Raw genomic sequence first — 26,528 nt, 5'->3', positions numbered from 1 at the left:
AGCGCGCGGAGCGCCCGGCGCCGACCGCTGAGGGCGCGTGCAGGCGCTAGGATCGGCACGATGAATTGGGGCTTTGCATCTTCCGCCGTCACGCTGTGGCCTTGGCTGACCCGCCTGGGCGAGGCGCAGTTTCTTCTTCCTCTGGCCTTGTTGGGCCTGACCTGGGTCTGGCGCAGTGCGGGAGCGCGCGCCGCCCAAAGGGCATGGGCCTGGCGCGCTCTGGCCTTGTTGGCCGCAGTGATCGGCGTGACCACGGCCAGCAAGCTGGCTTTCATGGGCTGGGGCCTGGGCATCGCGCGCTGGGATTTCACCGGTTTTTCCGGGCATTCCATGTTCGCCGCAGCGGTCTTGCCCCTGCTGACCTGGCTGGCGCTGGCGGCTTCTCCGGTTGTCTCGGTTCGGGCGGATCGTGAATCCGACCGAGGTCGGTTTTCGACCGCTACTTGGGCTTGGATTGGCTTGTCCTACGCGCTGGCGGCTTTGATTGCTTACTCGCGCCTGAAAGTTGGTGCACACTCTGTTTCAGAGTCGGTGACCGGTTTTCTGCTCGGTGCCGTGGCCAGTGGCGCCAGCTTGTGGCTGGCGCCGCCGCTGCGGCGCGGTTTGCCGCGCGGTCTGCCCATGGCTGCCTTGGCGCTCTTGCTGCTGATGCCCTCGATGGCGCCGCCGTCGCGCAGCCATGATTGGGTCACCCATTGGGCGCTCCAGTTGTCGGGCCGTCAGCAGCCGGTCGATCGGCGGGATCTTCAGGAGCCCGAGGCTGGGCCGGAACTGCAGCACCTGCAAGAGCCGACGTCTTGAGTGTTGGCTTGAGGGGCCTCAGTGGCAGGTCGGTTTGGCGGCATCGATGAGAGACCCAGCCGAGATCGGCATGAAGCTGAGCGTCGCGATGCACAGTTCGGCCAGCAGACCTTCGTCATCATCACCGCCTTCGGTGACCTGCAGGCCCTGGCTCAGCTCGTAGGACGATTCGAACCAGCCACAGCTGTGAATCGGCTCGGCAGCGTCGCCTGGAAGCGGGGCCTTGCGTTGGAGTGTGGCCGGGGGCAGGGCAGCATGGATGCGCATGATGAAAGTCTCCAGAGGGCTTGCTTGTGTTGCCGCTGCCGGCTGCCAGGCTGAGTAGCCTGCGCCGGCGTCTGGAATTCATATTCGGCGACGCGATTCGTGCTTCCCATCACACTTCGGGGCGTGCGATGGGGGAGGGTGGGGGGGTGTTCGCTGAGGCATCCCCCCAGAAGAGGGGGACTTGACCGGCGTGCCCACCGAAAAGAAATGAGGCTGGATCAGCGGTCGAATTCACGCGGAGGCACCCGCAAGCGAGGGCCTGCCGCGAGCGGAAACTTCAATCAAGTCGCGTATGCTGCCGCAGCGCGAAAAGGACGGAACGGATCTGCTGATGCTCAATGTTTTTTACACAGTCGATGTGGAGGTGTGGTGTGACGGTTGGAACGATATCGATTCCAAGTTTCCTGCCGCCTTCCAGAGCTATGTGTACGGGCCGACGGCGGCCGGAAACTTTGGCCTGCCCTTCCAACTGAAACTGCTCAGTGACCATGGCCTGACGGGGGTGTTCTTTGTCGAGCCCCTGTTCGCTGCGCGCTTCGGTATCGAGCCGCTGCGAGAGATCGTTGGCATGATTGAGGCCGCCGGCCATGAGGTGCAGCTGCATCTGCACACCGAGTGGGTGGACGAGGGCCGGCCGAACACCATCCTGCCCAACAGCACACACAAGCGGCAGTACCTGCGCATGTTCGATCTGGCCGAGCAGACCCAGCTGATCGGCATCGGCCTGGACTACCTGGCCCAGGCGGGCGCCCGGCGCCCCAATGCCTTCCGCGCCGGCAGCTTTGGCTTCAATCACCTGACCCTGCAGGCCTTGCAGGCGCATGGCATCGTCCACGACTCCAGCTACAACGCCACCATGTTTGGCCCGGACAGCGGCCTGGCGCCTGGAACCCTGCTGACCGACTGCTGCGCTTTCGATGGCGTGCTGGAGCACCCGATGACCGTCTATGACGACGGCTTTGGCCGCCTGCGCCACGCGCAACTGACGGCCTCCTCCAGCGCCGAGATGGAAACCCTGCTCTGGCAAGCGCTGGAGCGCGGCCAGTCCGAGTTCGTCATCCTCTCGCACAACTTTGAGTTGCTGAATCCGGCCAAGAACCGGGCCGATGCGGTGGTCGTCAAGCGCCTCGAAAAGCTGTGCCGCTTCGTCAGCGACAATCGTGCCCACTTCAATATGTCAGGCTTTCATGGCTTGAACGCCCGCACGGTGCAAACCCAACCCTTGCCCTTGGTTTCCACACGCTGGAAAACCGGGATGCGAACGCTGGAACAAGCGTATCGCCGGAGATATCAGTGAATTCCTGGTTTGTCGCGCAGGTACCTTTCAAGTTTCAGCTCAGCGACTGGACTTGGTTTCGCTTCAATTTGAACCTGCAATGCAGCCAGGTGCGCCTGTCCGACCCCGGTGAGCCGGTGTTGCAGCCCGTGGCGCCGGATCGCGCCTTGCCGGCCGATTGCGCGGGTTACCTGATTCGCTCGCTGCCAGTGCAGGCCACCTTGCCCGCTTTGAGCACGCAGGGTGATTATCTGGTGTATGTCCGCCAGCATTACCCGCGCTATTTCATCGACCTGAACCAGTCTTTTGAAGACTACAAGGCCAAGTTTTCGGCCAAGACGCGTTCGACCATCAATCGCAAGATCAAGAAATTTGCCGAGCATTGTGGTGGCAGCCTGGATTGGCGCCAGTACACACGCCCCGAGGAGATGGGTGAGTTTCTGAAACTGGCCCGCCAGGTGTCGGCCCTGACCTATCAGGAGAAACTGCTCGACGCCGGGATTCCCAATTCAGAGGCATTCACGGCCGAGGTGATGCAACTGGCGGCGCAGGATCTCGTGCGCGCCTACATCATCTTTCACGAGGGCAAACCCGTTTCTTATCTGTACTGCCCGATCGAAGAGGGCGTGCTGGTGTATTCCTATCTGGGCTATGACCCCAGATTCATGAAACTGTCGGTCGGCACGGTGCTCCAGTGGCAGGCGCTGGAAACCATTTTTGCCGAAGGCAAGCACAAGTATTTCGATTTCACCGAGGGCGAATCCGAGCACAAAAAGCTGTTCGCCACCGACCATCGGCAATGTGCCGATGTGTTTTTCATTCGCCGCAGTCTGGCCCATTGGTTGCTGGTGCAGGGGCATCGCCATTTCAATGCCGCGGTCGAGAAATTTGGCGAGTTTCTCGAGCGCCACAATTTGAAGACACGCATCCGCCAGTGGATGCGCTTCGGTGCCTGAGGTTTTGCTGCCGCCGGTGCGCCGGGTTTTGATTCTTGAGTCGGAAGCTACATGAAAACATCGGAGGGCCCAGCGCTCATCAGTGACGAGGCCTTGTCTCAAACCGGTACCTGGCCAACGCACCAGCTCAAGGACCAGGCCTTTTGCAGCCCCAAAAGCCTGCGTGCTTGGGCTCAGGCATTTCTACCCGGCCGTGGCTGGAGCGGGCCCTTGTGCCATGTGGTGAGCCGTGAGAACGGCGCCATCCAGGCCTTTGTGCCTTTCGCCAAGCAGAAGATCGCTCTGTTCTCCATTCACTCGCTGGCTGGCTATTACTGGCCGTTCCGAACCCTGTTTGTGGCGGCGCAGAAAGAACCCGGCCTGGCGGCGGCCGAAGCGCTGGGGCGCGAGTTGGCTGCCCATCCGCCCGGCGCCGTGCTGCGCTTCGGGCCGGTGTCCAGCCGCGATGCCGCTTTGCATGCGGTCCTGGGCGAACTGAGCCGCCATGGCTGGCGCGCGCTGTGCCGGGAAACCGGCGCGGTCTTCGAGCTGGATCTGTCGCAAGGCATGGAAGGGCTCAAGCCCAAGTTCAGCAACTCGCTGATCAAGAACATCGAGTATTCGCGCCGGCGCCTGGGCAAGACGGTGGGCGAGCTTAGCGTGGAGCGCCATGTGATGGGCCGCTCGCTCGACATCCTCGACACCCTGGCCGGCATCGAGTCGCAATCCTGGCTGGCCAAGAAGGGCGGCGAGCTGAAGTTCATCGGCCCGGCCAACCAGCGTTTCTGGGCGCTGATGGGTGAGCAGGCCGATGGCCACTCGGAGGCGGTGTTCTGGGTGCTGCGCTGCGGCGGCCAGCCGGTGGCGTTCTCGGCGCATCTGGAGACCGAGACCGCGGTCTACATCATCGCCAACTCCTACGACGAGCAATGGAAGAGCCACAGCCCCGGCTCCATCCTGACCTTTGACGTGCTGCAGGACGCTGTGGCGCGCGGCAAGCACTTGCTGGACTGGGGCCAGGGAGACTCGGGCTACAAGCAGCGCTGGGGCGCGCAAGACGCGTCCTTGCTGCATGACGTGATGATGTTCAAGCCGGGCTTGATCGGCGGCTTGCTGGCCTGGGTGGCCAAGAAAGCCCTGCCGACCTGGACGGTCCGCCTGGATTCGCTGGCCTGAGCCACTGCCGCCGCATGAATCAACGCCTGTCTTTCCTGCTCGGCCCGGGCGGTCTCACGGCCTCGGCGTTCTTCGCTTTCAAGCTGCTCAGTGGGCTCGAGGTGTTTCGCTTCGCCAGCAAGGCCCTGCCAGCTGCGGCAGCGCCTGAGTTGCCGGAGGGCTGGGCCTATCAGCGCCTCTCCAGCCTGGCTGATCTGGCTCGCCTGCCGGCCGGCACGGCCACGCAGATCGCCGCTCAGTCGGGGCCGGAGCCCGAGCGCCTGCTGCAGCGCGGCTGCAGCATCCATGTCCTGCTGTGTGGCGAGGCGGTGGTGGCCCAGCTCAATATCGAAACCGGCCCGGTCTGTGCGGTGGACGATCCCAAGCTGGCCCTGCATCTGTCCGCGGGCGACGGTTTCCTCGGTTTCCTCTACACCTGGCCCGAGTTCCGCCGCCGGGGCGCGGCGCAGCTGCTGATCGCCGCCACCGAGCAGGGCATGCGAGAGCAGGGCCTGAGCCGCCTGGTCACCCATGTGCGGGCCACCAATGTGCCCTCCATGGCCGTGTTCAAAAACCTGGGCTGCCGCTTCAACGCAGTCGTGTTCAGCAGGGCGGCTTCGGGCGTTTTGGTCGGCTCGCTGGGCATGCGGCGCCTGGGCTTGCAGGCTTTGCCGGCCTCGCAAGCTCAAGGCTGATGCCCTTGCGTGCCGTTCAAATCGGCAACGCCGTCGTGTTCTTCACCTCCTCCATCACCGCATAGGTCCGCGTCTCGCGCACGCCGGGCAGGGTCCAGATGACGCTGCCGATGAATTCGCGGTAGGCGCCCATATCGGACACACGGGTCTTGAGCAGGTAGTCGAAGCCGCCGGCCACGAGGTGGCATTCCAGGATCTCAGGGCGGGCTTGGACGGCGGCCTTGAAGTTGTCCATCACGTCCTGTACCGTGCGGTCGAGCAGGATTTCGATGAAGACCAGCATGGCTGCGCCCAGCTTTTCGGGGTTCAGTCGCGCTTCGTAGCCCAGGATGTAGCCCTCGCGGGTCAGGCGTTTGACGCGCTCGAGCACGGCGGTGGGGGAGAGGTGCACGGCCTCGGCCAGCTTCAGATTGGAGATGCGGCCGTCCGCCTGCAGCACACGCAGGATGCGGGCATCGGTCTTGTCCAGGGTGGGGGTGTCGCTGCTCATGCTGAATTTTCGACTAGGCGTGTGCTGATGTTCTGAATTTAATTCAGGGCCAGCCCACATAAAGTTCGACGCTTCGCTAGTTTCGCCCATTACGAGGTTTTCCATGACCGCTTTCGCCCTGCCGCCCGAAGCCGCCCGCCTGCCTGACCCTTACCGCGACGAGATCGGCGTGGTCAACGCGCTGGCCCAGAGCCTGGGCGCCGGCCTGAACTGGCCCGCCGTCATCGAACAAGCCCGCCCCTGGGTGGAGCAGGTGCGCGCCAACCCCGCGCCGTTCTGGGCCATGGAATCGCTGCTGCGCGAGTACCCCATCACCAGCTCGGAAGGCCTGGCCTTGATGCGCCTGGCCGAAGCCCTGCTGCGCGTGCCCGATGCGCCCACCGCCATCGCCCTGACGGCTGACCAGCTCGGCCGCGGCCAGTTTGACGGCGGCTCGGACGGCCCGCACAAGCTCTGGTCCAGCCTTTCGGCCTCGGCCATTTCCCTGTCCAAGAAATTCCTGCCCGATGCCGAAGGCCAGGGCGGCCTGCTGACCCGCCTGGGCGCGCAGACCGTGGTGGGCGCCACCGTGCGCGCCATCCAGCTGCTGGGCCGCCAGTTCGTGCTGGGCCGCAATATCGGCGAGGCCATGGACGAGGCCGCTTCGGCGCGCAAGGCCCAGCCCATGCTGCGCTTCAGCTACGACATGCTGGGCGAGGGCGCCCGCACCGAGGCCGATGCGCGCCGCTACCACGCGGCCTATATCGGCGCGATCAAGGCGATTGCCGCCGGCGCCAAGGCGGAATCGCCCGAGTCGGCCGATGGCATCTCGATCAAGCTCAGCGCCCTGTTCTCGCGCTACGAAGTGCTGCAGCGCGAGCGTGTGTTCGCCGAGCTGCTGCCGCGCGTCTGGGAGCTGATCACCCTGGCCGCGCAAGCCAATATCAACCTGACCATCGACGCCGAAGAAGTCGACCGCCTCGAACTCTCGCTCGATGTGCTGGACGCCCTGGCCGCCCGCATTGCCACGCATTACCCGCAGTGGCGCGGCTTCGGCCTGGCCGTGCAGGCCTACCAGACCCGCGCCCTGGCCGTCATTCACGAGGTGGCCGCCATCGCCAAGAAGCACCATCTGCGCTTCATGGTGCGCCTGGTCAAGGGGGCGTACTGGGACGGTGAGATCAAGCGTGCCCAGGAGCTGGGCCTGGCCGCCTACCCCGTGTTCACGCACAAGCAGCACACCGATGTGTCCTATCTGGCCTGCGCCCAGGCTTTGATCGGACACGCCGATGTGATCTACCCGCAGTTCGCCAGCCACAACGCCGGCACCATCGCCGCCATCGTGCAGATGGCCAAGACGGCCAATGCCAAGTTCGAGATGCAGCGCCTGCACGGCATGGGCGAAGGCGTGTACCGCGAGGTGCTCAAGGCCGGCACCATCCCCTGCCGCGTCTACGCCCCGGTCGGCGAGCACCGCGACCTGCTGGCCTATCTGGTGCGCCGCCTGCTGGAGAATGGCGCCAACTCGTCTTTCGTCCATCAGCTGGCCGACGTCAACGTCCAGGTGCCCGAGCTGCTCGGCTCGCCGCTGGAGCAGGTGCAGCCCTACAGCGCCCTGCCGCTGCCGCGCGCGCTCTACCAGGATCCCAAGGGCCAGGGCCGTGCCAATTCCACCGGCGCCGACCTGACCGATCTGGCCCAGCGCCAGGTCTACCTCGACGCCCTGGCTCGCACGGAAGTCCAGCCCGTGCCCGAGGCCACGGCCGAGGACGTGGCGGCCGCCATGGCCCAGCTGCAAGCCGGTTTCAGCGCCTGGAACATCACGCCTGCGCATGAGCGTGCCGACATCCTGCGCCGCGCCGCCGATGCGCTCGATGGCCGCATCCACGAGTTCTGCGCCCTGCTGGTCAAGGAAGCCTACAAGACCCAGGGCGACTGCGTGGCCGAAGTCCGCGAAGCCGTCGATTTCCTGCGCTACTACGCCGACCAGGCCGAGCAAGACGGCCCGCGCATGCAAGGCCGCGGCGTCTTCGTCTGCATCAGCCCCTGGAACTTCCCCCTGGCCATCTTTGCCGGCCAGGTCGTCGCCGCCCTGGTGACGGGCAACACCGTGGCCGCCAAGCCCGCTGAACAAACGCCTTATGTCGCCAAGCGCTTCGTCGAGCTGCTCTATGCCGCCGGCGTGCCGCAGAGCGCGCTGCAGCTGCTGCATGGCGCCGGTGAAACCGTCGGCGCCGGCCTGGTGGCCGCCCCGCAGACGGCCGGCGTCTGCTTCACCGGCTCCACGCAAGTGGCCCAGATCATCAACCGCACCCTGGCCGCCAAGGAGGGCGCGGTTGTGCCCCTGATCGCCGAAACCGGTGGCCTCAACGCCATGGTGGTCGATTCGACCGCCCTGCCCGAGCAGGTGGTCGATGCCGTGGTGCAGTCGGCCTTCCGCTCGGCCGGCCAGCGCTGCTCGGCCCTGCGCCTGCTGTGCGTGCACGAGAGCATTGCCGATGGCGTGATCGAGATGCTCAAGGGCGCGCTGCAAGAGCTGTGGGTCGGTCGCCCGGCCGAGCTGGCCACCGATGTCGGCCCGGTCATCGACGACGAGGCCTTCGACAACATCGCCAAGAACGTGGCCCGCCTCAAGCGCGAGGCCAAGCTGATCGCCGAAGCCCCGGTGCACGACGCGCTGCCGCGCCTGATCCAGCCGGTGGCCTTCGAGATCCCCGCCATCAGCGCCCTGCGTCAGGAAATCTTCGGCCCGGTGCTGCATGTGGTGCGCTGGGACGGCGAGGTGGATGCCGTGGTCGAGCAGATCAATGCCCTGGGCTATGGCTTGACCCTGGGCATCCAGACCCGCATCGACAGCCGTGCCCTGCGCCTGGCCGACAAGGCCCGCATCGGTAACGTCTATGTCAACCGCAACATCATCGGCGCGGTCGTTGGCGTCCAGCCCTTTGGCGGCGAAGGCATGTCCGGCACCGGCCCCAAGGCGGGCGGCCCGAACTACCTCTACCGTTTCTGCGCCCTGCCCCTGGTGCCGGCCCCGGCCGTGCCCGCCGTGCTGGCCGCCGAAAGCGCGCCCGCTGCGGGCGTGGCTGCCACGGTGGCAGCCCTGGCTGCCGGCCACGAGGTCTGGAGCGCCCGCGCCCTGGGTGAGCGCGCCACCGTGCTGCGCCAGGCCTTCGAGGGCCAGGCCGGTGGCTTGCAGGTCAACGCCCGCCTGAGCCTGGCCGAGCGCGTGCTGGCCGACCAGCGCCTGCCCGGCCCCACCGGTGAGAGCAACGAGCTGCGCCTGCATGGCCGCGGCGTGCTGCTCTTGCTGGCCCAAGGCGCTGCAGCGCCCGATCTGGCCCTGGCCCTGGCGGCCGCCTTGGTGGCCGGCAACAGCGTGGCCCTGCTCAGCGACAAGCCAGGCGAGGCCGAGCGCCTGCAGCAACGCCTGCGTGCCGCCGGCCTGCCGGCCGAGGCCTTGCTGGTGCTGCCGCAAGGCGGTGCGGCCACCCTGGCCGCCTTGCTCGACGACGAGCGGGTGTCCGGCGTCATCCTGGCCGCACCCGATTCCGCGACCGAGCGCAGCCTGGCCCGCCAGCTGGCCGCCGACAGCGGCGCCATCCGCCCGCTGATCACCGCCCCCGAGGTGCAAGACCCGCTGCAGCAATACCGCTTCAGCGCCGAGCAGACCCTGACCATCAACACTGCAGCCGCGGGCGGCAACGCGGCACTGCTGGCGGGCCTGCACTGACCCCTCGTAGGCTCTGAACAGCGGATTGGTGGAATCGTGCGGTTCGGGCCGCACGTCATCTCCGGGAAGCCGCCACTGCAACCGGCAGTGGCGGCTTTTTTGTATCCGTATGTTTCAAGCGCTGGGGGATGCGGGGGCGGGCAGTCCCCAGAGTTGTCGTGGCGTTGCCCGATGAACACGAGCTTTCCGCGGAGAAACTGTCCTACTTCAAACTGGGCAATCCCAAGTTCTTGGTGGCGGGAAAACCATAGGGTGGAAGACCAGGGGCAACGTTGACTTTTGTCACATCCACATGCTCCACTTTTGTCCTAGCGTGTAATTCGTTATCTCTTCGAATTTTGTCGCCGCCCAGGTGACCGCGCCGATTTTGTGTGGCCACCAAGGGGGAACTGTGCGACCAAGCAGCGGACTGTTTGATCTCGCGATCCGTGCTTTGCGCAGGGTGGCTACGCCATGGCTTCTTGCTTGCGGTTTGCTGCTGCCTTTGCACATGGCTCAGGCGGCAGCTGAGCGCTACGAGTACGACGGCCTGGGGCGTTTGATCCGCGTGATCGACGCCAGCAACAAGGTGACGGAGTATGAGTACGACGCGGCCGGGAACATCCTGGCTGTGCGTACCGATGGAACGGCCCAGCCCCCGACGGTCAGCAGCGTCAGCCCGACCGCCTTGCGGCGCGGCAGCAGCAGCCGGGTCACGCTGGTGGGCACACAGCTCGCGACAGCTGCTTTGAGTGCAGATGATCCAGAGCTGTTGATCTCTCGCGTCAGCCGTACTGCAACGTCGATCAGCTTTGATCTTCAGGTGTCCAGTCAGGCTGCGATGGGCCTCAGCGTCTTCCGCGTGAGCTCCATTGCTGGCACAGCGACGATCGGCTTACAGATTCGACCCGCTATGCCGCAGGCTTCGGTCGCGCCTTTGCCTATCGCGATCTCTCCATCAGCAGGTGCAGCAGGCTTCGATCTGACTCTGGATCACGCGGATGATGAGAGTCATCAGTTCAGCCTGTCCGTGGTACGGCCCGACGTGGCGACGGTGAGCCCTGCGACGCTGTCGATTGCGGCTGGGCAACTGAGTGCACGTTTCGCGGTGCGCGGCCTGACAGGGGGCAATACCGAGCTGCGATTCAGCTCACCCACTTTGGGCGTTCTGCAAGTTCCCATCTTTGTCACCATCAATCCCGAGGGCATCAGCTCCGCACGCGCCGCGCTGGTGGGCGTCGAGGTCGCGCGCCCGGCGCAGCCCCAGCCTGAGGTGTCTGCGTGGCTGCCTGCACCCCTGGTGGGTGTGACCATGGGCGGCTCGGTGTGGCTGGATACCCAGCCGCGCTACCTGAGCCTGGGTGCGACCCAGACCCTGACGGTGATTGGTGAAGGCCTGCCAAGCGATCTGACGGCGGCGCTGCAGCCGGATCAGGGCTTGAGTGTCGGCGCCGTGACCGTCGCCCCCGATGGCAAACGCGCCAGCATCTCCGTCACCGTGGATGCGAGCGCGAACACAGGCCTGCGCAATCTGGAACTGCGCTCGGCAGGCGCGGTGCTGCGCCCGGCGCAGGTGGGTGCGGATGACATTGATGTGGTGTTGCCGCGCCCGCAGATCCAATCAGTGGCGCCCATTTATCTGACGGCCGGCAGCACGGTCAGTGAGTTTGTGATCCGTGGTCGCTATCTGCAGGATGTGACCTCGGTGGAGGTGCGCGGTGCGGCTGGATTGCGCTTGGGTTCGACCCTGACTGTCAGTCCCGACGGCGGCAGCTTGACCGTGGGTCTGCAAGTCTTGCCGAGTGCTGCGGCTGGGCCGCGGGTGATCGTTCTGGGCAGTCCCAGCGGCAATAGCGATGAGACGCCCAGCGCGGCCAACACCGTGACTGTGTACGACGACAACAGTGGCTGGAAGAACATTCAGAACTTGAGTGCTGATGTGGTCGGCGTCGAACTGGCACAGAGCCCGGGCGACCCTCAGGCTGTGAGCTCGGTGCAAGTGGCGCCGCTCGTGGGCGTCACCTTTGGCTCGGTCATCAGTGAGATGACGCCGCAGAGCATCGCCAAGGGCGACACACGACGACTGCGCTTCCAGGGCTGGGGACTGCAAGGCGTGGATGCCGTGCGCGCAGAACCAGCCACCGGTTTGAGTCTGGACGCCATCACCGCTGCGCCGGACGGTCAGACCGTGGAGGTGACCGTGACCGCGGCTGCCGATGCGCCCCTGGGACTGCGGCGCCTGGTGGTGAGTGCGGCCGGCGTGACCATCCCCTACGCCGCCGCGCAGCAGCCCTTGCTGCTTGTGACGCCGGTGCTGCCCGTCCTTGAATCGCTGGATCCGCCCACCGTCAAACCAGGCAGCACGCAAAGCCTGGTTCTGCGCGGCCGTAACTTCCTGAATGCGCAGGCGGTTCGGGTTCAGCCTGCAGAAGGTGTGTCCGTTGGCGCACCCGACGTGAACGCTGAGGGCACCGAGCTGCGCGTGACCCTGATCGTTGCTGCCGCTGCGGGTCGGGGCGCTCGAACCGTGAGCGTGCTGACTGCGGCCGGTGAGACCAATCTGAACCCGGGCCCCAACAATCAGTTGCTGATCGGTGATCCACAGTACGCCGTCAACGGCTTGACGGCGGCGGCGGTCGGCGTCCAGTTGGCCCAGGTGGCCCCCGAGCCCAGCGTCCCTGCGCAGCTGCAGGCTGCATTGGTCGGCGTGGAACTGACACAGAGCACCGTCCCGAGCCAGCAAGACCTTCTGGTGCAGGCCTCGAACACGGGTGTCTTGCTGGGGGCCGGGGTCATCGATGTGGCACCTACGGGCCTGCTGCGTGAGCAGACGGTGGAGTTGACCCTGCGCGGCCATGGCCTGCCCAATGAAGCGAGCTTGCGAATTCTTCCGTCGGGGGCCTTGACCCTTCAAGGCACAGCGCAAGTCAGCCCGGATGGCAGCAGCCTGCGCCAGACGGTGGCCGTCAAGGCCGATGCGCCCCTGCAGGTTTATGAAGTGCAGGTCCTGGATGAGCTGGGCAAGCCCATTGCAGTGCTCGGCCATGAGAGCCGCTTGCAACTCCACGTCGCGGCAGCCTTGCCAGAGATTGTTTCGATCGAACCCATCCTGGCCCGCCAGGGCGATGTGATCGTGCTGCGGGTGCGAGGCCTTCGTTTGAAGGGGGTCGATCGTGTCGAGGCAGAACCAGCAGGCGCTTTGATCATGGGCGACACGCCCAGTGTCAACGCCGAAGGCACGGAGCTGACGATTCCCGTGGCAGTGCGCGCCAATGCCCAGACCGGCGCCTACACCATCCGCGTCTTCAACCGCTTCGGGGGTTCGTCCTCCCTGGCTTCACCGGCCAATACCTTCACTGTCTACGTCAAGGAGGGTTCGCCATGAGCCATTCGTTTGATGCACTTTCTCGGTTCACTTCCTCTATTCCTTCGATCTCTACCGATTCCAGCAAAGGAGGCCGCGTCATGCGTGCACATCACCGCTCAGAAACCCCGTTGGCTCCCTCGCTGGCTCGCCTGGCCCCTCGTGTGACGCCGGGCTTGAGTCGCGTGACCCATGCAGTGCTGGCCTTGTCTCTGATGGCAGGCGCCTCTTCCGCCATGGCCTTCATCAGCGGCAGCACTGGTGCTGATGGTGACCTGGCGCCGGCTGTGGATACGGTGATCACGCTGCCACCCTCGGGCATCCTCAACTACGCCAGCATCAATATTCCGGCGGGCGTGAAAGTCACGTTCAAGAAGAACACCACCAACACGCCGGTGGTCTTGCTGGTGGCGGGGAATGCCACGATTGCGGGGACGATCGATGTGAGCGGCAAGTCTTCGACAACCTCTGGAACCGCGGGGGACGGTGTGATTGCCGATGATGGCAATCCAGGTGAAGGCGGGCCAGGCGGCTATTCGGGCGGACGTGGAGGTCGGCCAGGTGCCGCAGCACTTCTTGAACGTTTGGGTGGCAAAGGACTCGGCCCAGGCGGCGGCTTGGCAGGTCCCCGTCAACTCTGCAACGGCGAAAGCTACGAGAACCTCTACTCCATCGGCTATTCCGGCGGCGGCGGCGGCGGATTTGGCTCACTAGGTTCGAATGGTGGCTATTACAACTGCAGCGCGACAACGGCCGGCCCGGCATACGGATCGGTAGAACTGCTCCCCTTGATCGGAGGTTCTGGTGGCGGCGGCGGGATCGGTGGCCCGAACTTTTCAGGGTCGGGTGGTGGAGGTGGTGGTGGTGCTCTTTTGATTGCGGTGTCCGGGACACTCACCGTGAACTCGTCAACCGGCAAGATTCTTGCCAACGGCGGAAATTCCGGATCGGTTTCGGGCGCCGGTTGTGATACAGCCAATCAGTCTTCTGCAGGCGGAGGGGGTAGCGGCGGTGCCATTCGCTTGATTGCGACGAACTTGACGGGCAATGGTGAGATCTCCGCTCGATATGGCAGCTCTGGTAGTGCCAGTTGCGGCGCATCGGGGGGCGCGGGTGGTAACGGTCGGGTTCGTCTGGAGGCAGAGTCGGTCACTCGGACGGCAGGCACAACGCCCGCGGCCTCTACCGCACAACCCGGCCCCGTCTTCATCGCCGGCACCCCAACCCTGAAGATCACCAGCGTGGCCGGCGTCAATGTGCCGGAGCCTCCGACCGGCGTGGCGGATGTCAAGCTGCCAGTGGGCACGGCCAATCCAGTGACGGTCACATTCGCGACCACGGGCGTGCCGGTCGGCAATACCGTGCGTCTGGCCGTGACGCCGAACAACGGGCCGGAGGTCAGCACGGTCAGCACGGCCCTGGCCGGCACGCCGCAGGCGGCCACGGCCAGCGCCACGATCGCGCTGCCGGGCGGCTCCAGCACCCTGCAGGCCACCATCACCTACACCGTCGTGGTGGCCATGGGCAACGCACTGTCGCAGTTCGCGCAGGGGGAACGGGTTGAGCGCATCAGCCTGATGGCCGGTCTGGATGGTCGTTCGCGCACCACCCTGATCACCGTCAGCGGCCGCGAGTTTGAAGCCACGCCGGAAGCTTTGGCCATGCTGCGCGTGGCCAGCATGGGTGGCTGAAGGCCTGCTGACCGAATGAAAAAGCGGCCCGTCCGGGCCCTTGGTTTTCTTGTCCAGATGATCGGTCTCCGGCCGACTCACCGCAGCTTGGTTCAGAACTATGTGGCAGCACCGCAGACCTGTGAACGCGACGCCGACCCTGGCGCCTGAAAAGGCATTCAGGGGGCTTGGGTTTTTGGCCCTGAGACGTTTGCTGTGGCCCATTTTGATGATGGGGCTGGTGTGGGCCTGTCTGCTGGCGCCGCGCGTTTGGGCGCAGGCCAACAACGGCGCCGCTCCCTTGCTCTCGGCCACCGAGTTGAGTCTGGAGAACGGTGCGTCCAGCAAGCTGCAGCTGGTCTTGCCGGGCCCGGCTGAACGTGCTCAAACCTTTGTGCTGAGCACCACGGTGGGCCAAGTGGTTCAGGTGCCTCAGCGGGTCACGCTCAACCAGGGCGCCACCAGCGTGGAGCTGCCGGTTCAGGCCGTGGGCGTGGGCAAGACGGTTCTGCGCGTGGGGGGGGCGACGCGGGTGCTGAGCGCCAGCATCACCGTGATCGACGGAGCACCGCGCTTGGTGCTGTTGGAGCCCTCGCCGGGCGGAGCCACGCGAGGCGCGCCCCTGAGCCTGCAAGTGGGTCTGAATGCCGTTCCGCGCGAGTCCGTACGCGTGAGCTTGCGGGCACCGGGCGCCAGCGACAGCGTGGTGCAACTGCCCAGCGAGGTGATCCTTGCGCCCGGGCAGCAACGTGCCATCGTGCCCGTGACGACCTTGGAAGCAGGCGTCTACCCCGTGCAGGCCGAGCTGGGGTCTGATGTGCTGGAGGCCTGGATTCGCAGCACCGAGGCGGCAGCGCGCCCGGTGAGCCTGCTGCCGGATCGCAGCCTGGTGGAGCAGGGTGCGAAGGCCAAGCTCCAAGTCCGCCTCAGCGGCTTCAGCCAGCAGGAGCAGGACCTGATTCTCAAGGCCGAGCCTGCCAACATTGTGCAGCTGGCAAGCTCGATTCGTGTCCCTGTCGGTGTGGACCGTGTGGATCTGCCCTTCACGGCCTTGAAGTCGGGTCAGGCCACGGTGACGGTCTCGGGCGGTGGGCGCAGCCTGAGCGCGCAAGTCCAGGTCCGCGATGCCCTGCCCGCCACCACCGCGCCCAGCGTGACCCTGGCGCCGCCCAGCCTGATCCTGGCGCTGGGCGCCGGCGGACAGGTGGTGGTCAATCTGGATGCCGTGCGTGGCTACGACCTGCTGCTGAACCTCAGCGTGCTGAGCCAGCAGAGTGCCGCCACGGGCAGCTCCGCGCCGGTGGTTCAGATTCCGCCCACCTTGTACGTGCCTGCCGGCGAGCGTCAGGCGGTGTTCCAGGTCCAGGCCTTGTCTGCCGGACAGGCGCGCTTGTCGCTCAAGGCCTACGGCAATGTGCAGGTGGCGACCCTGGATGTCCAGGTGCGCAATGATCTGCCCTTGATCACCGGCCTTCTGCCTGGGTCGCAGAACCTGCCCAAGGGCAGCATCGGCCAGGCCCAGGTCAAAATCGCCCCGGGCACCTCGCAACCCAGTGACGTCACCGTGCGTGTGGATGCGCTCAATGTGGTGGGCGTGCCCGATGCGGTTACGGTGGCCCCCGGTCAAACCAGCGCCCAGGTGCCCGTGACGGCTTTGAACGAAGGCGTGGCTCAGCTGACCGTGGGTCTCAACGGCAGCCAGGCCAGCGCTCAACTGCGCGTCACACCCGCGGAGGTGGAGGAACTGCGCCCGCCCGCGGTGTTCGAGTTGGGCTTGGGCAACACCACGGCCTACCCGCTCAAGGCCTTGATGACCGACGGTAGCGAGGTGGATCGGGTCGACGGGGTCCTGCTGCGCAGCGAGGACGAACGCATCTTCAAGGTCAACAGCCAGGGCCAGCTCGAAGGCGTGGCTGTGGGCGAAGCGTGGCTCGAACTCAAACTGGCGGCCTTCACTGTGCGCGCCAAGGTCCGCGTCAAGCAATGGCCGGCCTTGCAGCTCACGCCCGCGCAGGCCGAGGTTGGCGTGGGTGGAACGCAGGCTTTCGTGTTGAGCAGTGCAGCGCCTGCTCCGGCTGGCGGCTTGTGGGTCGCGCTCAGCTACAGCGGCCAAGGCTCAGCCGAGCTGCCCAATGCCGTGTTCCTGCCAGAGGGCAGCAGCAGCCAGAGCTTTTTGCTCAAGGCCTTGAGTGAAGGCAACATCAGCGTCCTGGCCGAAGCGTCCGGCCGTCAATCCGCACGGGCCCAGGTGGTGATGCGACAGAGCCAGCTGAGCATCAGCTCGGTGGATCCCCTGCGCGGCAGCCTGGGCACCATGGTCACCATCCGGGGATTGGGCTTTGATCCGGTCGCGGCCAACAACCAGGTCTGGATCGGTTCGGCCCTGGTGGAGATCGTCTCCGCCAACCCCACCGAGCTGAAGGTTCGCGTTCCGGCCACGGCCAGCACCGGTGCCATCAAGGTGGCCACTTCGCTGGGCACGGTCAGCGGGCCGGTGTTCACGGTGGATCAAGCCCAGGATGCGGGTCTGAGTGCCACGCCCAATCAGCTGCGCCTGCTGCGCGGCAGCGAAAGCACCTCGGTGATCGGCATCGTCAGCACCGGCAGCCAGAGCTTCAGCGGCGCCATGAGCTTGAGCATCAGCGGTCTGCCTGAGGGCGTTACCGCCAGCTTTGATCCCAAGCTCTTGCCGGCGGATCGCACGGCCACATTGCGTCTGCAGGCCGGATCCAACGTCAAACCAGGCAGCTATGCACTGGAGGTGCGCGGCAGCGGCAATGCCTCGGCCGGGCCTATCACTCGTACGGTGGCACTGACCCTCAATGTGCCCGACCCGGTCGCAACGCCCAGCACCGGCGTTCGCGGGCGCTTCGTTACCCCGGAGGGTCAGCCGATTGCCGGCGTGATCGTGCGTGCCGACACCGGCGCCCAGAACTCCCCCGTCACGGCCACCGATGCCTCGGGTGGCTTTGAACTCGCCGGCCTCAGCGAAGGCCCGTTGACCCTGCGCTTTGACGCCACACCGGCCAACCCGCTCTATCCCATCTGGCCCTTCAGCGTGCAGGTCAAGGCCAACCAGATGGTGGTGATCAAGGACTTCGTCATCTCGCCGCCACCGGTCGTTGAGAACTTCAACACCATCAACAACACCGTGACCGAGCAGCGCATCCGCGATGAGCGCTTCCCCGGCCTGGAGATCGTCTTGCCCGCCGGCGCCGAGATCATCGGCTGGGATGGGGTGAAGAAGACTCGGATTGCGGTGGAGAAGCGTGAGATCTCCGAGCTGCCGGTGGTGACGCCACCGGTGCCCACCGGCGCCGCCTACCAGCTCTACTTTGGCACGCCCATGGGCGGCATTCCGAGCAAGCCCATCCCTATCACCCTGCCCAATGACACGGGGGCCGAGCCCGGTGAGACCGTCAATGTCTGGTTCTTCGATGGCAGCCCCATGGGCGGCACGGGCGAATGGAAGATCGCCGGCCAGGCTGTGGTCAGCGCCGACGGCAAGACCGCCCGCATGGTCAGCGGTGGCCTGACGCGCTTCTGCGGTGTGTGCGGCCTGGCCTGCCTGGAGCGGCCGCCCAAGCCGCCGCCGCCGCCGCCGGACTGCCCCAAGCCCAGTGGCGGCAATCCGGTCGACCTCTTGACCGGGCAGGAGCTCACCCGCACCGGCGGCATGAGCTGCAAGGGTCACACCCCGGTGGAAACCGGCCGCAACTACAACCCCATCGATGCCTTTGGCAATATCGGCGGCACCGAGGGTTCCATCGGTTATGGCTGGGCCCTGGATCACGATGCCATGCTGCTGGCCGGAAGCACGGTGCGCCTGGTTCTGCCTGGCAATGTGCACCATGTGTTTGCGCCTGAGGCCGACGGCAGCTTGCGCAACCGCACCGAGCCGGCCTTCGATGGCGCACGTGCGGTGCAGATCGATGGCCTCTGGCGCCTGCTGTTCAAGGACGGCACGCGCTGGACTTTCCAAGCCTATGCTGGCGCACCCGGCAATGTGCGAGGGCAGCCGCAGTTCCTGGTCGAAACCCTGTCACCGAGCGGTGCCAAGGTCACCGTGGCACGCAACAGCCGGGGCCAGCTGCTGTCCGTGGGTACCGAGCTGCGCCGCATCACCGCCAGCTATGGCAGCAGTGGTTTCATTGAGTCTTTGAGCGACCCCGAAGGTCGGACCGAGCGATTCAGCTACACCGCCAGCAAGCGCCTGGCAACGGTGACCGATGCCGACGGACGCGAGACCCGCTACAGCTACGTCAAGGATGCCGACATGCCGGTGGATGCGGCCTGCCGTCATGTGCTGCCGCCCGAAACCGGCGAGCGCATCAAGACCATCCAGTACCCGGGGCTCGCCAATCCGACGGAAAACTTCTACGGCAGCAGCCGGCGCGTGCTGCGCCAGACCACGGCACAGGGCAAGGAGTTCCGCTTCAGCTATCGCGTCTCGGGCGCCTGCATCACCCGCGTGGGCAGCCCGGGCCAGGTCTGCTCCGGTGCGGCTTGCCCGACCGAAGACAGCTGGGAAAACTACGAGGCCGGCTGGCGCTTCCATGGCGGCCAAGTCCTGGCCACCACGACGCGCGAGCCCGATGGCACGACTCGCCTGGCCCGCTTTGGCAGCCAGGGCCAGGTGCTGGAGATGAGTGACAGCGCCGGTGGCCGCACGCAATGGACCCGCGACGCGCAGAACCGCCGCACCAAGGTGGTGGACGCCATCGGCCGCACCACACGCATGGTCTACGACGATCTGGGCAATGTGGTGCGCCAGATCGACGCCCTGGGCCGCATCACCGACATCCAGTACGACCCGCTGTGGAACAAGCCCAGCAGCGTGAGCCGCTACGCGGATGACGGCACGGCCCAAACCTGGCGCATGGGCTATGACAACAAGGGCAATCTGAATCGGTTGACGGATCCGCTGGGCAGGGTCACCAAGGTGGACCACAACGCATCGGGCCAGCCTACCGCCATGACCGATGCCCTGAGTCAATCCAGCACCCTGGGCTACAACGCCGCAGGCGACTTGGTGCGCTTGGTCGATGCCCTGGGCAATACCACGCGCATCAGCACGGACCGGAGCGGTCGGCCATTCAGTAGTACGGATCCGTTGAGCTACACAAGCAGCAGCAAGACCAACGGCATCGGACAGCCGACCGAGGTCGAAGATCCGTTGGGTGGCAAGATCGTGATGGCCTATGACGAAGGCGCGCGGCTGCGCCGAGTGACGAATCCGCTGGGCAAGGATATCGCCGCGTACAGCTACGACGAGTTTGGTCGACTGGCCAGCCGTACCGATGCGGCCGGTGCCGTGGAGCGCTATGCCTACGATGCGAACGATCAGCTTTCCGAGTTGACCGACCGTAAGGGTCAGGTTACACGCTTTAGCTATGACGAAGCCGGGCGCTTGACGCGGATGGAGGCACCGGATCGGGTGCTGGAGCAAGCCTACGATGGCGCAGGTCGGCTGATTCGCGTGGAAAGCAATGGTGGCCAGGGGGCCAGCCGCATCGATTATGAGTACGACGCGGCTGACAGGATGCTGCGCGAGGTGCAGACCTTCCAAGGCCGCAGCCAGATAGTCAGCTATGCCTATGACCGGCTGGACCGCCTTATCAGCCGTAAGCTCGACGACCAGGACGAGTTGCGCTACGAGTGGGACTTGGCGAACCGTCTGACCGCCATCCATTACGCTGGCCAAGCCACACGCTATGAATGGGATGTTGCAGGCCGCTTGCTGAAGAAGACTTTTCCAAATGGCATCACGGCCGACTATGGCTATGACGCGGCCAACCGACCACTGAGCATCGATTACAAGAAAGCCGACGGCAGCCGCATCGACAGGCTGTCCTATGGCTACGATGCGCGAGGTCAGCGCATCAGCAAGACCGTTGCGGCTGCGCACCTGGGCGCGGAAACGCCGATGACGGCTGACTACGATGCTGCGGACCGCATGACGAGCATCACCTTGCGGCCGGGCAAGCCCGGCAGCGAGACCTGCACGCTGAGCTACGACGCCAATGGCAACCTGGTCGCGAAGGACTGCGGTGCAGGGCCTTCAGGAATGACCCGTTATGGCTGGGACAGTCTTAACCGTTTGGTCAGCATCGTCGGACCGGGATTGAATGCGGGCTTTGCCTATGACGCGCTGGGCCGCCGCGTGAACCGTACGCTCAATGGCGAAGTCACTTGGTACAGCTATGACGGCGACCAGGTAATCGCGGAGACGAAGAGCAACATCAAGACCAGTCTGGTGACCGGTTTGGCTGTGGACGAGTTGATCGCCACTTACAGCCAGGGCCAGCAGCGGGTGATGCTTGGCGATGCGTTGGGGTCGGTGTTGGCAGAGACGCGGCAGGATGGAACGACGGCCACGAGCCGCACCTACAGCCCCTATGGAGAAACTGGCATCGCAGGGGAGCCGTCGAGCAGCGGTGTGGCTTACACCGGGCGAGAGCAGGATCAGGGCAATCTGTACTACTACCGGGCGAGGTTCTACGACCCGCAGCTCAAGAGATTCCTGTCGGCGGATCCGGCGAGGCTTCTCGGCGGTATGAACTCTTATGCCTATGTCGAAGGAGATCCGACTGGCTATGTAGATCCTAGCGGTTATCTCGCATGGGGCTTGGTCTTTGGTGGTGCCGATCTTGCATGGCAGCTTTACCAGAATGGTGGGAACTGGAAATGCGTGAATTGGGCTGACGTGGGGATGAGCATGCTTGGTGGCGGGCTGCTCAACGCGCTGGGCAAAGGCGCGTTCCGATTCAAGCGCGGAGCGGAATGGGTGACCAAGACAGGCAAGACCATGAATCCCCACTCCTGGGGGGCGACCAGCAAGTGGATGAACAAAGAGGGCATCCAGGTCCTGCAGCAGGGGCAGCACCGTCACCACTGGTTGCTTGAAAGAAACCAGGGCATCGGCAAGAACGTCCCGGATTGGATCAAGAATCAACCTTGGAACACGAATCCCATCAGCTCCGAGTTCAACAGCTGGCTTGCAAGCCGACCGCATTTGGCCTGGATGGGGGCACCGAGCTGGGTGCCGGAGACCTTGGGTGGTGCGGCGGGCAGCCTTTTGGGCCCCAACGGCAATGACTGCGAATGTCCTTGAATTGATCCTGGTGAAGACGCGAGACGGCCTCGTTATGCCTTTCTACCGCGGTGCCTTGAGCTGCGCTGAAGGCTGGCCGTGGTCAATCAAGTCCAGATACCTGGGAGCGCAAATCGTTGCGGCAAATGGCGAGGTGCAGCTCGTTCAGGACCTCACCATCGGACCTCCTGTGGGTGCCGGCCTTGTGTCGCGGGCGTATTCGCTTTTGACCCTGATGTGGCGAGTCACCGTCTCCACGCGCGAGGTACCTGTCGCGTGGCATGACCTGCAGAGCCTTTTGCTCGAAGGTTTGCAGAACAACAGCGACGCAGGGCGGGACTTCTTTGATGGAAAAGCTCAGAACCTGGATCGCCTCAGGCGCTGTTCGTCGGCGATGGAATTTTTCGAGGTCCTGGGTCTGACAGGCGCTGCTGGCGATGAGTTTGAAGCACTAGATCGTCTTTGAGGAGCTGGGATCCGGTGTTGGCACAAAGTTGCACTGCCGATCAATGCGGAGTGGACGGCATGGCTGCGTGCCATCGGCCCCGGACCGTGAACTGAATTGGGCAAAGAGGGACAGTATGAATTCTCGGATTGGTCTGCTGATACTTGCCGGAGCCATCGTCACAGTCGGTGATGCCGCTGCTGTTGGAACACAGCCTTCGCGTGCTGACCGTGCGTCACTGGAGCAGACGGACCGAATGATCGTCGGGTACAAGTCCGATGCGGCGAAGGGGAACCAGGAACCCTTTGCATCTCGCTCAGCGGCTCGGTCTGCGCGCTCCTTGAATGCCGCCGCAGCCTTTGGCGCGAGCCTGCGCCCACTTCGCCATACCGCCCTCGGTGCCCAGGTTCTGCAACTCGATCGCCCACTGAGTGTCGCTGCCGTCGCGCAGATGGCCGAGCAACTGCGCCGAGACGATCCCGATGTTGAATACGCCGAACCGGACCTGCGCATGCGGCCGCATTGGACGCCGGCCGATCCGTACTACGGCAGTCTGTGGGCCCTGCATGATCCGTTGGCTGGTATCCGCGTGAGTTCTGCCTGGGATCGCAGCCGGGGGCAAGGCGTGACCGTGGCTGTTCTGGATACTGGCTACACGGCCCACTCTGATTTGCAGGCGAATCTCCTGCCTGGTTATGACTTCATTGGCGATGCGTCCAGGGCGCGCGATGGCGATGGCCGTGATGCCAACGCGAGCGATCAAGGCGATTGGCGCGCCGCCGGTGAATGCCCGGCACCTTTCGCCGGTGCGGCCAACAGCACCTGGCATGGCACCCATGTGGCCGGCACCATCGCGGCGCTTGCCGACAACGGCATCGGCATCGCCGGTGTTGCACCTCAGGCGAAGATCCTGCCGCTGCGCGTGCTGGGCAAGTGCGGGGGTTACACCTCGGACATCGCCGATGCCATCGTCTGGGCGTCCGGCGCCCCGGTCTGGGGTCTTCCGGCGAATCCCTATCCAGCCAAGATCCTCAATCTTTCGTTGGGCGGCGTTGGCAGCTGTGGCCAGACCTATCAGGATGCCGTCAACACGGCGCGCAATCAGGGCGCCCTGGTCATCGCCTCAGCAGGCAACGACAACGCCGATGTACTGAATGCCACCCCAGCCAATTGCACAGGGGTGATAGCGGTTGCCGCAACGGACCTGCAGGGCAACAAGGCCTCATTTTCGAATTACGGCTACCGCATCGCGCTCGCAGCACCGGGCGTAGGCATCTTCTCGACCTACAACAATGGCAGTAACTGGCCGGCCACCGAAAACTACCAGTACATGCAAGGCACCTCGATGGCCGCGCCGCACGTGAGTGGCGTGGCAGCATTGATGCTGGCGGCCAATCCCTATCTCAATGACCGGGATCTTGAGCGTCTGTTGCTGCGTACTGTCCGTGCCTTTCCGGGGAGCTGCAGCTCCTGCGGCGCCGGTTTGCTGGACGCTGCGGCGGCCGTGGCTGTTGCGGCGGGGAATCCGGCGGCTGCGCCCAAGGTCGAGATCATGTCGCTGGCTTTCAGCGGTGGCCTGGGTCAAACCGCACGCGAGGCCATGGTGACAGACGGGCAGGGGCCTTACAGCTACCAATGGACTGTCAGCAATCCGGAGTTCAGATTGCAGACACCTCAGGCCCGCAGCACTCGGGTGAACGCCAGCGTCCCCTATTGCGAAACCGTCAGCACGACCCTCACTGTGAAGGCGACCGATTCGCAAGGGCGCAGTGGTACAGCGAGCACCTCCATTCGGTTCACCAATCCGCGTGTGCCGGGCCGCCAATGTCCGTAGCGACATCGGCGTGCGGGCTGCGATCAAAGAGTCGCCATCCTGCCGCTTCCATGCCTCCTCACTCCCGAATACTCGCCATCCTTGCCATCGTCTGTGCGTCGAGCTCCGCGCAAGCCCAGCCCGCTGTGCCTATCGCGGCAGCAAGCCAGACCGGTGCTGACGGCAATCTGTTGAGCGCCGCCGAGGCCACGGGCGAGTCGGTCCAGGATCTGACCCATCGCAGCAGCGCCCGCGTGGTGCGCATGCGGCAGCACAATCCCCTGCGTGCCGCACGCATCTTCAGCTACTTGCGCGTGGCCCAGTGGCAGGCCCTGCATCCGGGAGAGCCGGCGGAGGCGGAGCTCGCCAGCCTGACCCCGGCGGCCCAGAATGCTCTGACCACACAGACTCTGGCGCAGACCGCCGCCTGGCTCTTGCCTCAGGAAGCGCAGGCGCAGTGGCAAGGTCCTGCTCTCCAGGCGGAGCAGGCGCTGGCCCCCGCGGAACGCGAGCGTCTGCGTGGGTGGAGCCACGCAGCCAGTGCTCAGATGATGCAGCGCAGCCTCCATGATGGCGCCGACGCCAGGCGCCGCCCCCTGCCCAAGCCCGCCTGGCAGCCCGGGCTGTGGGCGCGGACGCCGCCGCTGTTTGCCGAACAGCCGACCGAGCCTCAGGCACCTCAATGGCTGAACTGGTGCGCGGGCACCGACGCCTTGCAGCCACCGCCGCCGCCGGCTTACGGCTCGACCCGGTGGGTGAGCGATATGCGCGAGGTCATGGACGCGCGCGCTCGGCTGAATGAGGCCCAGAAGGCAGCCGCCGAGCGTTGGAACCTGGACGCCGGCAGCATCACTCCGCCCGGCGTCTGGAACGCCGTGGTGCTGGAGTATCTGGCGCGCAATCCCCTGCCACTGCGAGCTCATCACGAACTCCTGGCGCGTCTGAACATGGCCATGCACGATGCCTTGGTGGCCGCCTGGCGCGTGAAAGTGCAGTACTGGACCGAGCGCCCGGTCAGCGCGATTCAGCGCGAATGGCAGCCCGACTTTCAGCCCTGGGTGGTCACGCCGCCGTTTCCCGGCTATGTCTCGGGCCACGCCATGGTGTCGGGCGCCGCCTCTGTGGTTTTGAGCCATTTCCTGCCGGAGGCTTCATCGCGCTGGCAGGCCCTGGCCAGCGAGGCGGCCATGTCCCGCCTGTGGGGCGGCATTCACCCTCGCTTTGACAACGACGCCGGCTTGGAGCTCGGCCGCCGCGTGGGTGCGCGCTGTCTGGAAGTACCGGCGCCGCAGCTCAGCCGGCCCGTTCAGGGCAGCAGCCAGTAGCTCGCTGCGCTGCGTTGCTTGTCTGCGCACAGACGCTGGGCCTGGATCAGCAGGGGCCCTGCGGGTGCGCCATCGAGGGGCAAGCGAAGCGAGGGCCCGAGCAGCACCGCCTCTGTCGTCGCCGTGTTCGATGCACCATCGGCCGGTGACCAGCGCAAGGCCAAGGAATCGCGGTCACGCGCCTGCCACCGAATCAAGGCATGCGCTTTGTCGCGAACAGGCGCCGACCCTTCGGCCAGCAGCGGGGCAGGGCAGCTGGCCTTGCTGTCGCCCTGGAATTGCCTGAGCACGGTCGGCTTGGACCGTTGCCCGCCCTTGCACAGGCTGATCAACTCCACCTGCAACTTCAGCAGCCGCCATGGCTCCGGGCTCGCCGGCATGTCGAGCGCCGCTTCGCTCGTCGTCTGCTCCAGGGTGTGCACGACCTCCGCCTCCGGAACCCGCCACTGTGCCCATACCAGATACGCTTCGGCCTCAGGCACGGCCTGCCATTGCAGACGGTGCTTCTGACCTTCGGCGTGTGCGGGCCATGCGGCCATCTCCGGGCTGGGGCATTGCGCCCAGCAAAGGCTGGACATCCCTAGAACAAAGGCCATGAGCGCGTTGCGCCTCCCGTGAACCGGGGGTGGTGGATTCGATATGTTCATCGCCTAACTTGTATCCTACGATGCATGCTTATGGTGTCAGGTCTTGCCTCTAGGTCGGATCGACACGCGGGCTGGGGCCACATTGGCCTGGATGGTTCAAGTTCGTACAGCCGCCCCGCTTCTCGCACGCTGAAGGATGAAGACATGCGAAACATCGTGAACAAGCTATTTCTGTCTGCTGCGCTGCTGGGCGCCAGTGCAAGCGTTCTGGCTGGGCCTGTGGCCTTGAACGGAAATGGCGATTGGTACAACTTCAATGTGATCGATGGCTCCGGTGCCTGGCTCAGCGATGCCTTCACGCCGCTGGAGTTCAGCTACAGCAGCTCGACCAGCTTCACCTTGCGCATCACCGACTTTCTGTCGGCGGGCGAGTTCACCGGTTTCCGCGTCAACGGCAGTTACTTTGGCGCCACCAATGTCGTGGCCGAGGACTATTCCGAGCTGGCCTTCACGCCCGATGAAGCCTTTGGACGTGCACTCTGGAGCCAAGGCAGCTGGCAGTTCGGGCCGGGCAGCTATGTGTTCAGCGGAGATTTCGGGCGTGCCCCGGCCGGGCAGGGTGTCATGGCCATTTCCGTGCAAGGCGGCAATGCCGTGCCGGAACCTTCGGCACTGAGCTTGCTGGCCCTGGCCGGCTTGGCGGCCGTTTGCGCACGCTCGCGCCGACACAAAGTCGAGTCCTGAGCCCAACTCAGCCCAGCAAGCAATCAGGCTGGGCCGGCTTCGCAAGCCTCAGATCAAGCCCGCGGCCTGATTGGCGCTGCGCGGCCGCGGTGCGATCGAGCATCGCCCAAAGCAGCCTTGCATCCACGTATGCTTTGCGCTGTTGCCAGTGCTGCCGAATCGGGCCGGCTGGTCCGC

Annotated in this window: 15 protein-coding genes and 1 pseudogene; 13 read left to right on the top strand and 3 right to left on the bottom strand. The window is 65.1% G+C overall.

What is annotated here, in order from left to right:
- Positions 1–60 precede the first annotated feature (60 nt).
- Positions 61–801 (top strand): phosphatase PAP2 family protein, encoded by a 741-nt coding sequence (locus AC1Q6P_RS04105; RefSeq protein WP_492663354.1) that lies wholly within the window; start codon positions 61–63, stop codon positions 799–801.
- Between the two features lie 18 nt (positions 802–819).
- On the opposite strand, the gene AC1Q6P_RS04100 is transcribed toward AC1Q6P_RS04105, so the two are convergent.
- Positions 820–1,068 carry a hypothetical protein gene (locus AC1Q6P_RS04100; RefSeq protein WP_492663353.1) on the bottom strand — a complete coding sequence of 83 codons (249 nt, stop codon included), beginning with the start codon at positions 1,066–1,068 and terminating at the stop codon, positions 820–822.
- Positions 1,069–1,399: 331 nt separating this feature from the next.
- Between AC1Q6P_RS04100 and AC1Q6P_RS04095 the strand changes: the two genes are divergently transcribed.
- Genes AC1Q6P_RS04095 through AC1Q6P_RS04080 form a run of 4 tightly spaced genes read left to right on the top strand, consistent with a single transcriptional unit; the run spans position 1,400 to position 5,129 of the window.
- On the top strand, positions 1,400–2,365 hold the full coding sequence (locus AC1Q6P_RS04095; protein WP_271007672.1) for a polysaccharide deacetylase family protein: 966 nt from the start codon (positions 1,400–1,402) through the stop codon (positions 2,363–2,365).
- Positions 2,362–3,300 (top strand): GNAT family N-acetyltransferase, encoded by a 939-nt coding sequence (locus tag AC1Q6P_RS04090; RefSeq protein WP_492663492.1) that lies wholly within the window; start codon positions 2,362–2,364, stop codon positions 3,298–3,300. The genes AC1Q6P_RS04095 and AC1Q6P_RS04090 overlap by 4 nt, the downstream gene beginning before the upstream one ends.
- A 51-nt stretch (positions 3,301–3,351) precedes the next feature.
- Positions 3,352–4,455 (top strand): GNAT family N-acetyltransferase, encoded by a 1,104-nt coding sequence (locus AC1Q6P_RS04085; protein ID WP_492663352.1) that lies wholly within the window; start codon positions 3,352–3,354, stop codon positions 4,453–4,455.
- 14 nt (positions 4,456–4,469) lie between these two features.
- The gene (locus tag AC1Q6P_RS04080) at positions 4,470–5,129 is read left to right on the top strand and encodes a GNAT family N-acetyltransferase (protein ID WP_492663351.1); all 660 of its coding nucleotides are present in this window, start codon (positions 4,470–4,472) and stop codon (positions 5,127–5,129) included.
- 16 nt (positions 5,130–5,145) lie between these two features.
- Here AC1Q6P_RS04080 and AC1Q6P_RS04075 read toward each other — a convergent pair whose 3' ends face one another.
- Positions 5,146–5,619, bottom strand: coding sequence for an Lrp/AsnC ligand binding domain-containing protein (locus tag AC1Q6P_RS04075; RefSeq protein ID WP_102768881.1), 474 nt, complete (start codon positions 5,617–5,619; stop codon positions 5,146–5,148).
- Positions 5,620–5,722: 103 nt separating this feature from the next.
- Between AC1Q6P_RS04075 and AC1Q6P_RS04070 the strand changes: the two are divergent.
- From AC1Q6P_RS04070 to AC1Q6P_RS04040, 7 genes and pseudogenes are all read left to right on the top strand, one after another.
- Positions 5,723–8,710, top strand: a pseudogene (locus AC1Q6P_RS04070) (L-glutamate gamma-semialdehyde dehydrogenase); the annotation flags it as partial.
- 1,111 nt (positions 8,711–9,821) lie between these two features.
- Positions 9,822–12,695, top strand: coding sequence for an RHS repeat domain-containing protein (locus AC1Q6P_RS04065; RefSeq protein WP_492663350.1), 2,874 nt, complete (start codon positions 9,822–9,824; stop codon positions 12,693–12,695).
- A complete protein-coding gene (locus AC1Q6P_RS04060; RefSeq protein WP_171826513.1) occupies positions 12,692–14,365 on the top strand; it encodes a hypothetical protein in 1,674 nt (557 codons plus the stop codon). The genes AC1Q6P_RS04065 and AC1Q6P_RS04060 overlap by 4 nt, the downstream gene beginning before the upstream one ends.
- Before the next feature lie 190 nt (positions 14,366–14,555).
- Positions 14,556–21,458, top strand: a complete 6,903-nt coding sequence (locus AC1Q6P_RS04055; protein ID WP_492663349.1) for an RHS repeat-associated core domain-containing protein — start codon at positions 14,556–14,558, stop codon at positions 21,456–21,458.
- Positions 21,439–21,903 carry a hypothetical protein gene (locus AC1Q6P_RS04050; protein ID WP_492663348.1) on the top strand — a complete coding sequence of 155 codons (465 nt, stop codon included), beginning with the start codon at positions 21,439–21,441 and terminating at the stop codon, positions 21,901–21,903. Before AC1Q6P_RS04055 ends, AC1Q6P_RS04050 begins: the two co-directional genes overlap by 20 nt.
- Positions 21,904–22,222: 319 nt before the next feature.
- Entirely contained in the window at positions 22,223–23,716 is a 1,494-nt protein-coding gene (locus AC1Q6P_RS04045) for a S8 family peptidase (RefSeq protein WP_492663347.1), read from the top strand.
- A 50-nt stretch (positions 23,717–23,766) separates the two neighbouring features.
- Positions 23,767–25,020: a vanadium-dependent haloperoxidase gene (locus AC1Q6P_RS04040; RefSeq protein ID WP_492663346.1), complete on the top strand. Its 1,254-nt coding sequence runs from the start codon at positions 23,767–23,769 to the stop codon at positions 25,018–25,020.
- On the opposite strand, the gene AC1Q6P_RS04035 is transcribed toward AC1Q6P_RS04040, so the two are convergent.
- Positions 25,002–25,502: a hypothetical protein gene (locus tag AC1Q6P_RS04035; RefSeq protein ID WP_492663345.1), complete on the bottom strand. Its 501-nt coding sequence runs from the start codon at positions 25,500–25,502 to the stop codon at positions 25,002–25,004. The two genes, AC1Q6P_RS04040 and AC1Q6P_RS04035, sit on opposite strands and share 19 nt — an antisense overlap.
- A gap of 309 nt (positions 25,503–25,811) precedes the next feature.
- Between AC1Q6P_RS04035 and AC1Q6P_RS04030 the strand changes: the two genes are divergently transcribed.
- Positions 25,812–26,351 (top strand): PEP-CTERM sorting domain-containing protein, encoded by a 540-nt coding sequence (locus AC1Q6P_RS04030; protein ID WP_171826518.1) that lies wholly within the window; start codon positions 25,812–25,814, stop codon positions 26,349–26,351.
- The last annotated feature ends 177 nt before the right edge of the window (positions 26,352–26,528 follow it).

Source organism: Roseateles sp. GW835-FHT13E02, assembly GCF_058794035.1.
The sequence above is the reverse complement of the archived record's forward strand: the minus strand, read 5'-3'. Positions and strand labels throughout refer to the sequence as shown.

Bases quoted from the DNA above. Each gene is read 5' to 3' on its own strand.
- AC1Q6P_RS04105 (WP_492663354.1), top strand. From the start codon at position 61: ATGAATTGGGGCTTTGCATCTTCCGCCGTCACGCTGTGGCCTTGGCTG.
- AC1Q6P_RS04100 (WP_492663353.1), bottom strand. From the start codon at position 1,068: ATGCGCATCCATGCTGCCCTGCCCCCGGCCACACTCCAACGCAAGGCC.
- AC1Q6P_RS04095 (WP_271007672.1), top strand. From the start codon at position 1,400: ATGCTCAATGTTTTTTACACAGTCGATGTGGAGGTGTGGTGTGACGGT.
- AC1Q6P_RS04085 (WP_492663352.1), top strand. From the start codon at position 3,352: ATGAAAACATCGGAGGGCCCAGCGCTCATCAGTGACGAGGCCTTGTCT.
- AC1Q6P_RS04080 (WP_492663351.1), top strand. From the start codon at position 4,470: ATGAATCAACGCCTGTCTTTCCTGCTCGGCCCGGGCGGTCTCACGGCC.
- AC1Q6P_RS04075 (WP_102768881.1), bottom strand. From the start codon at position 5,619: ATGAGCAGCGACACCCCCACCCTGGACAAGACCGATGCCCGCATCCTG.
- AC1Q6P_RS04065 (WP_492663350.1), top strand. From the start codon at position 9,822: ATGGCTCAGGCGGCAGCTGAGCGCTACGAGTACGACGGCCTGGGGCGT.
- AC1Q6P_RS04060 (WP_171826513.1), top strand. From the start codon at position 12,692: ATGAGCCATTCGTTTGATGCACTTTCTCGGTTCACTTCCTCTATTCCT.
- AC1Q6P_RS04050 (WP_492663348.1), top strand. From the start codon at position 21,439: ATGACTGCGAATGTCCTTGAATTGATCCTGGTGAAGACGCGAGACGGC.
- AC1Q6P_RS04040 (WP_492663346.1), top strand. From the start codon at position 23,767: ATGCCTCCTCACTCCCGAATACTCGCCATCCTTGCCATCGTCTGTGCG.
- AC1Q6P_RS04030 (WP_171826518.1), top strand. From the start codon at position 25,812: ATGCGAAACATCGTGAACAAGCTATTTCTGTCTGCTGCGCTGCTGGGC.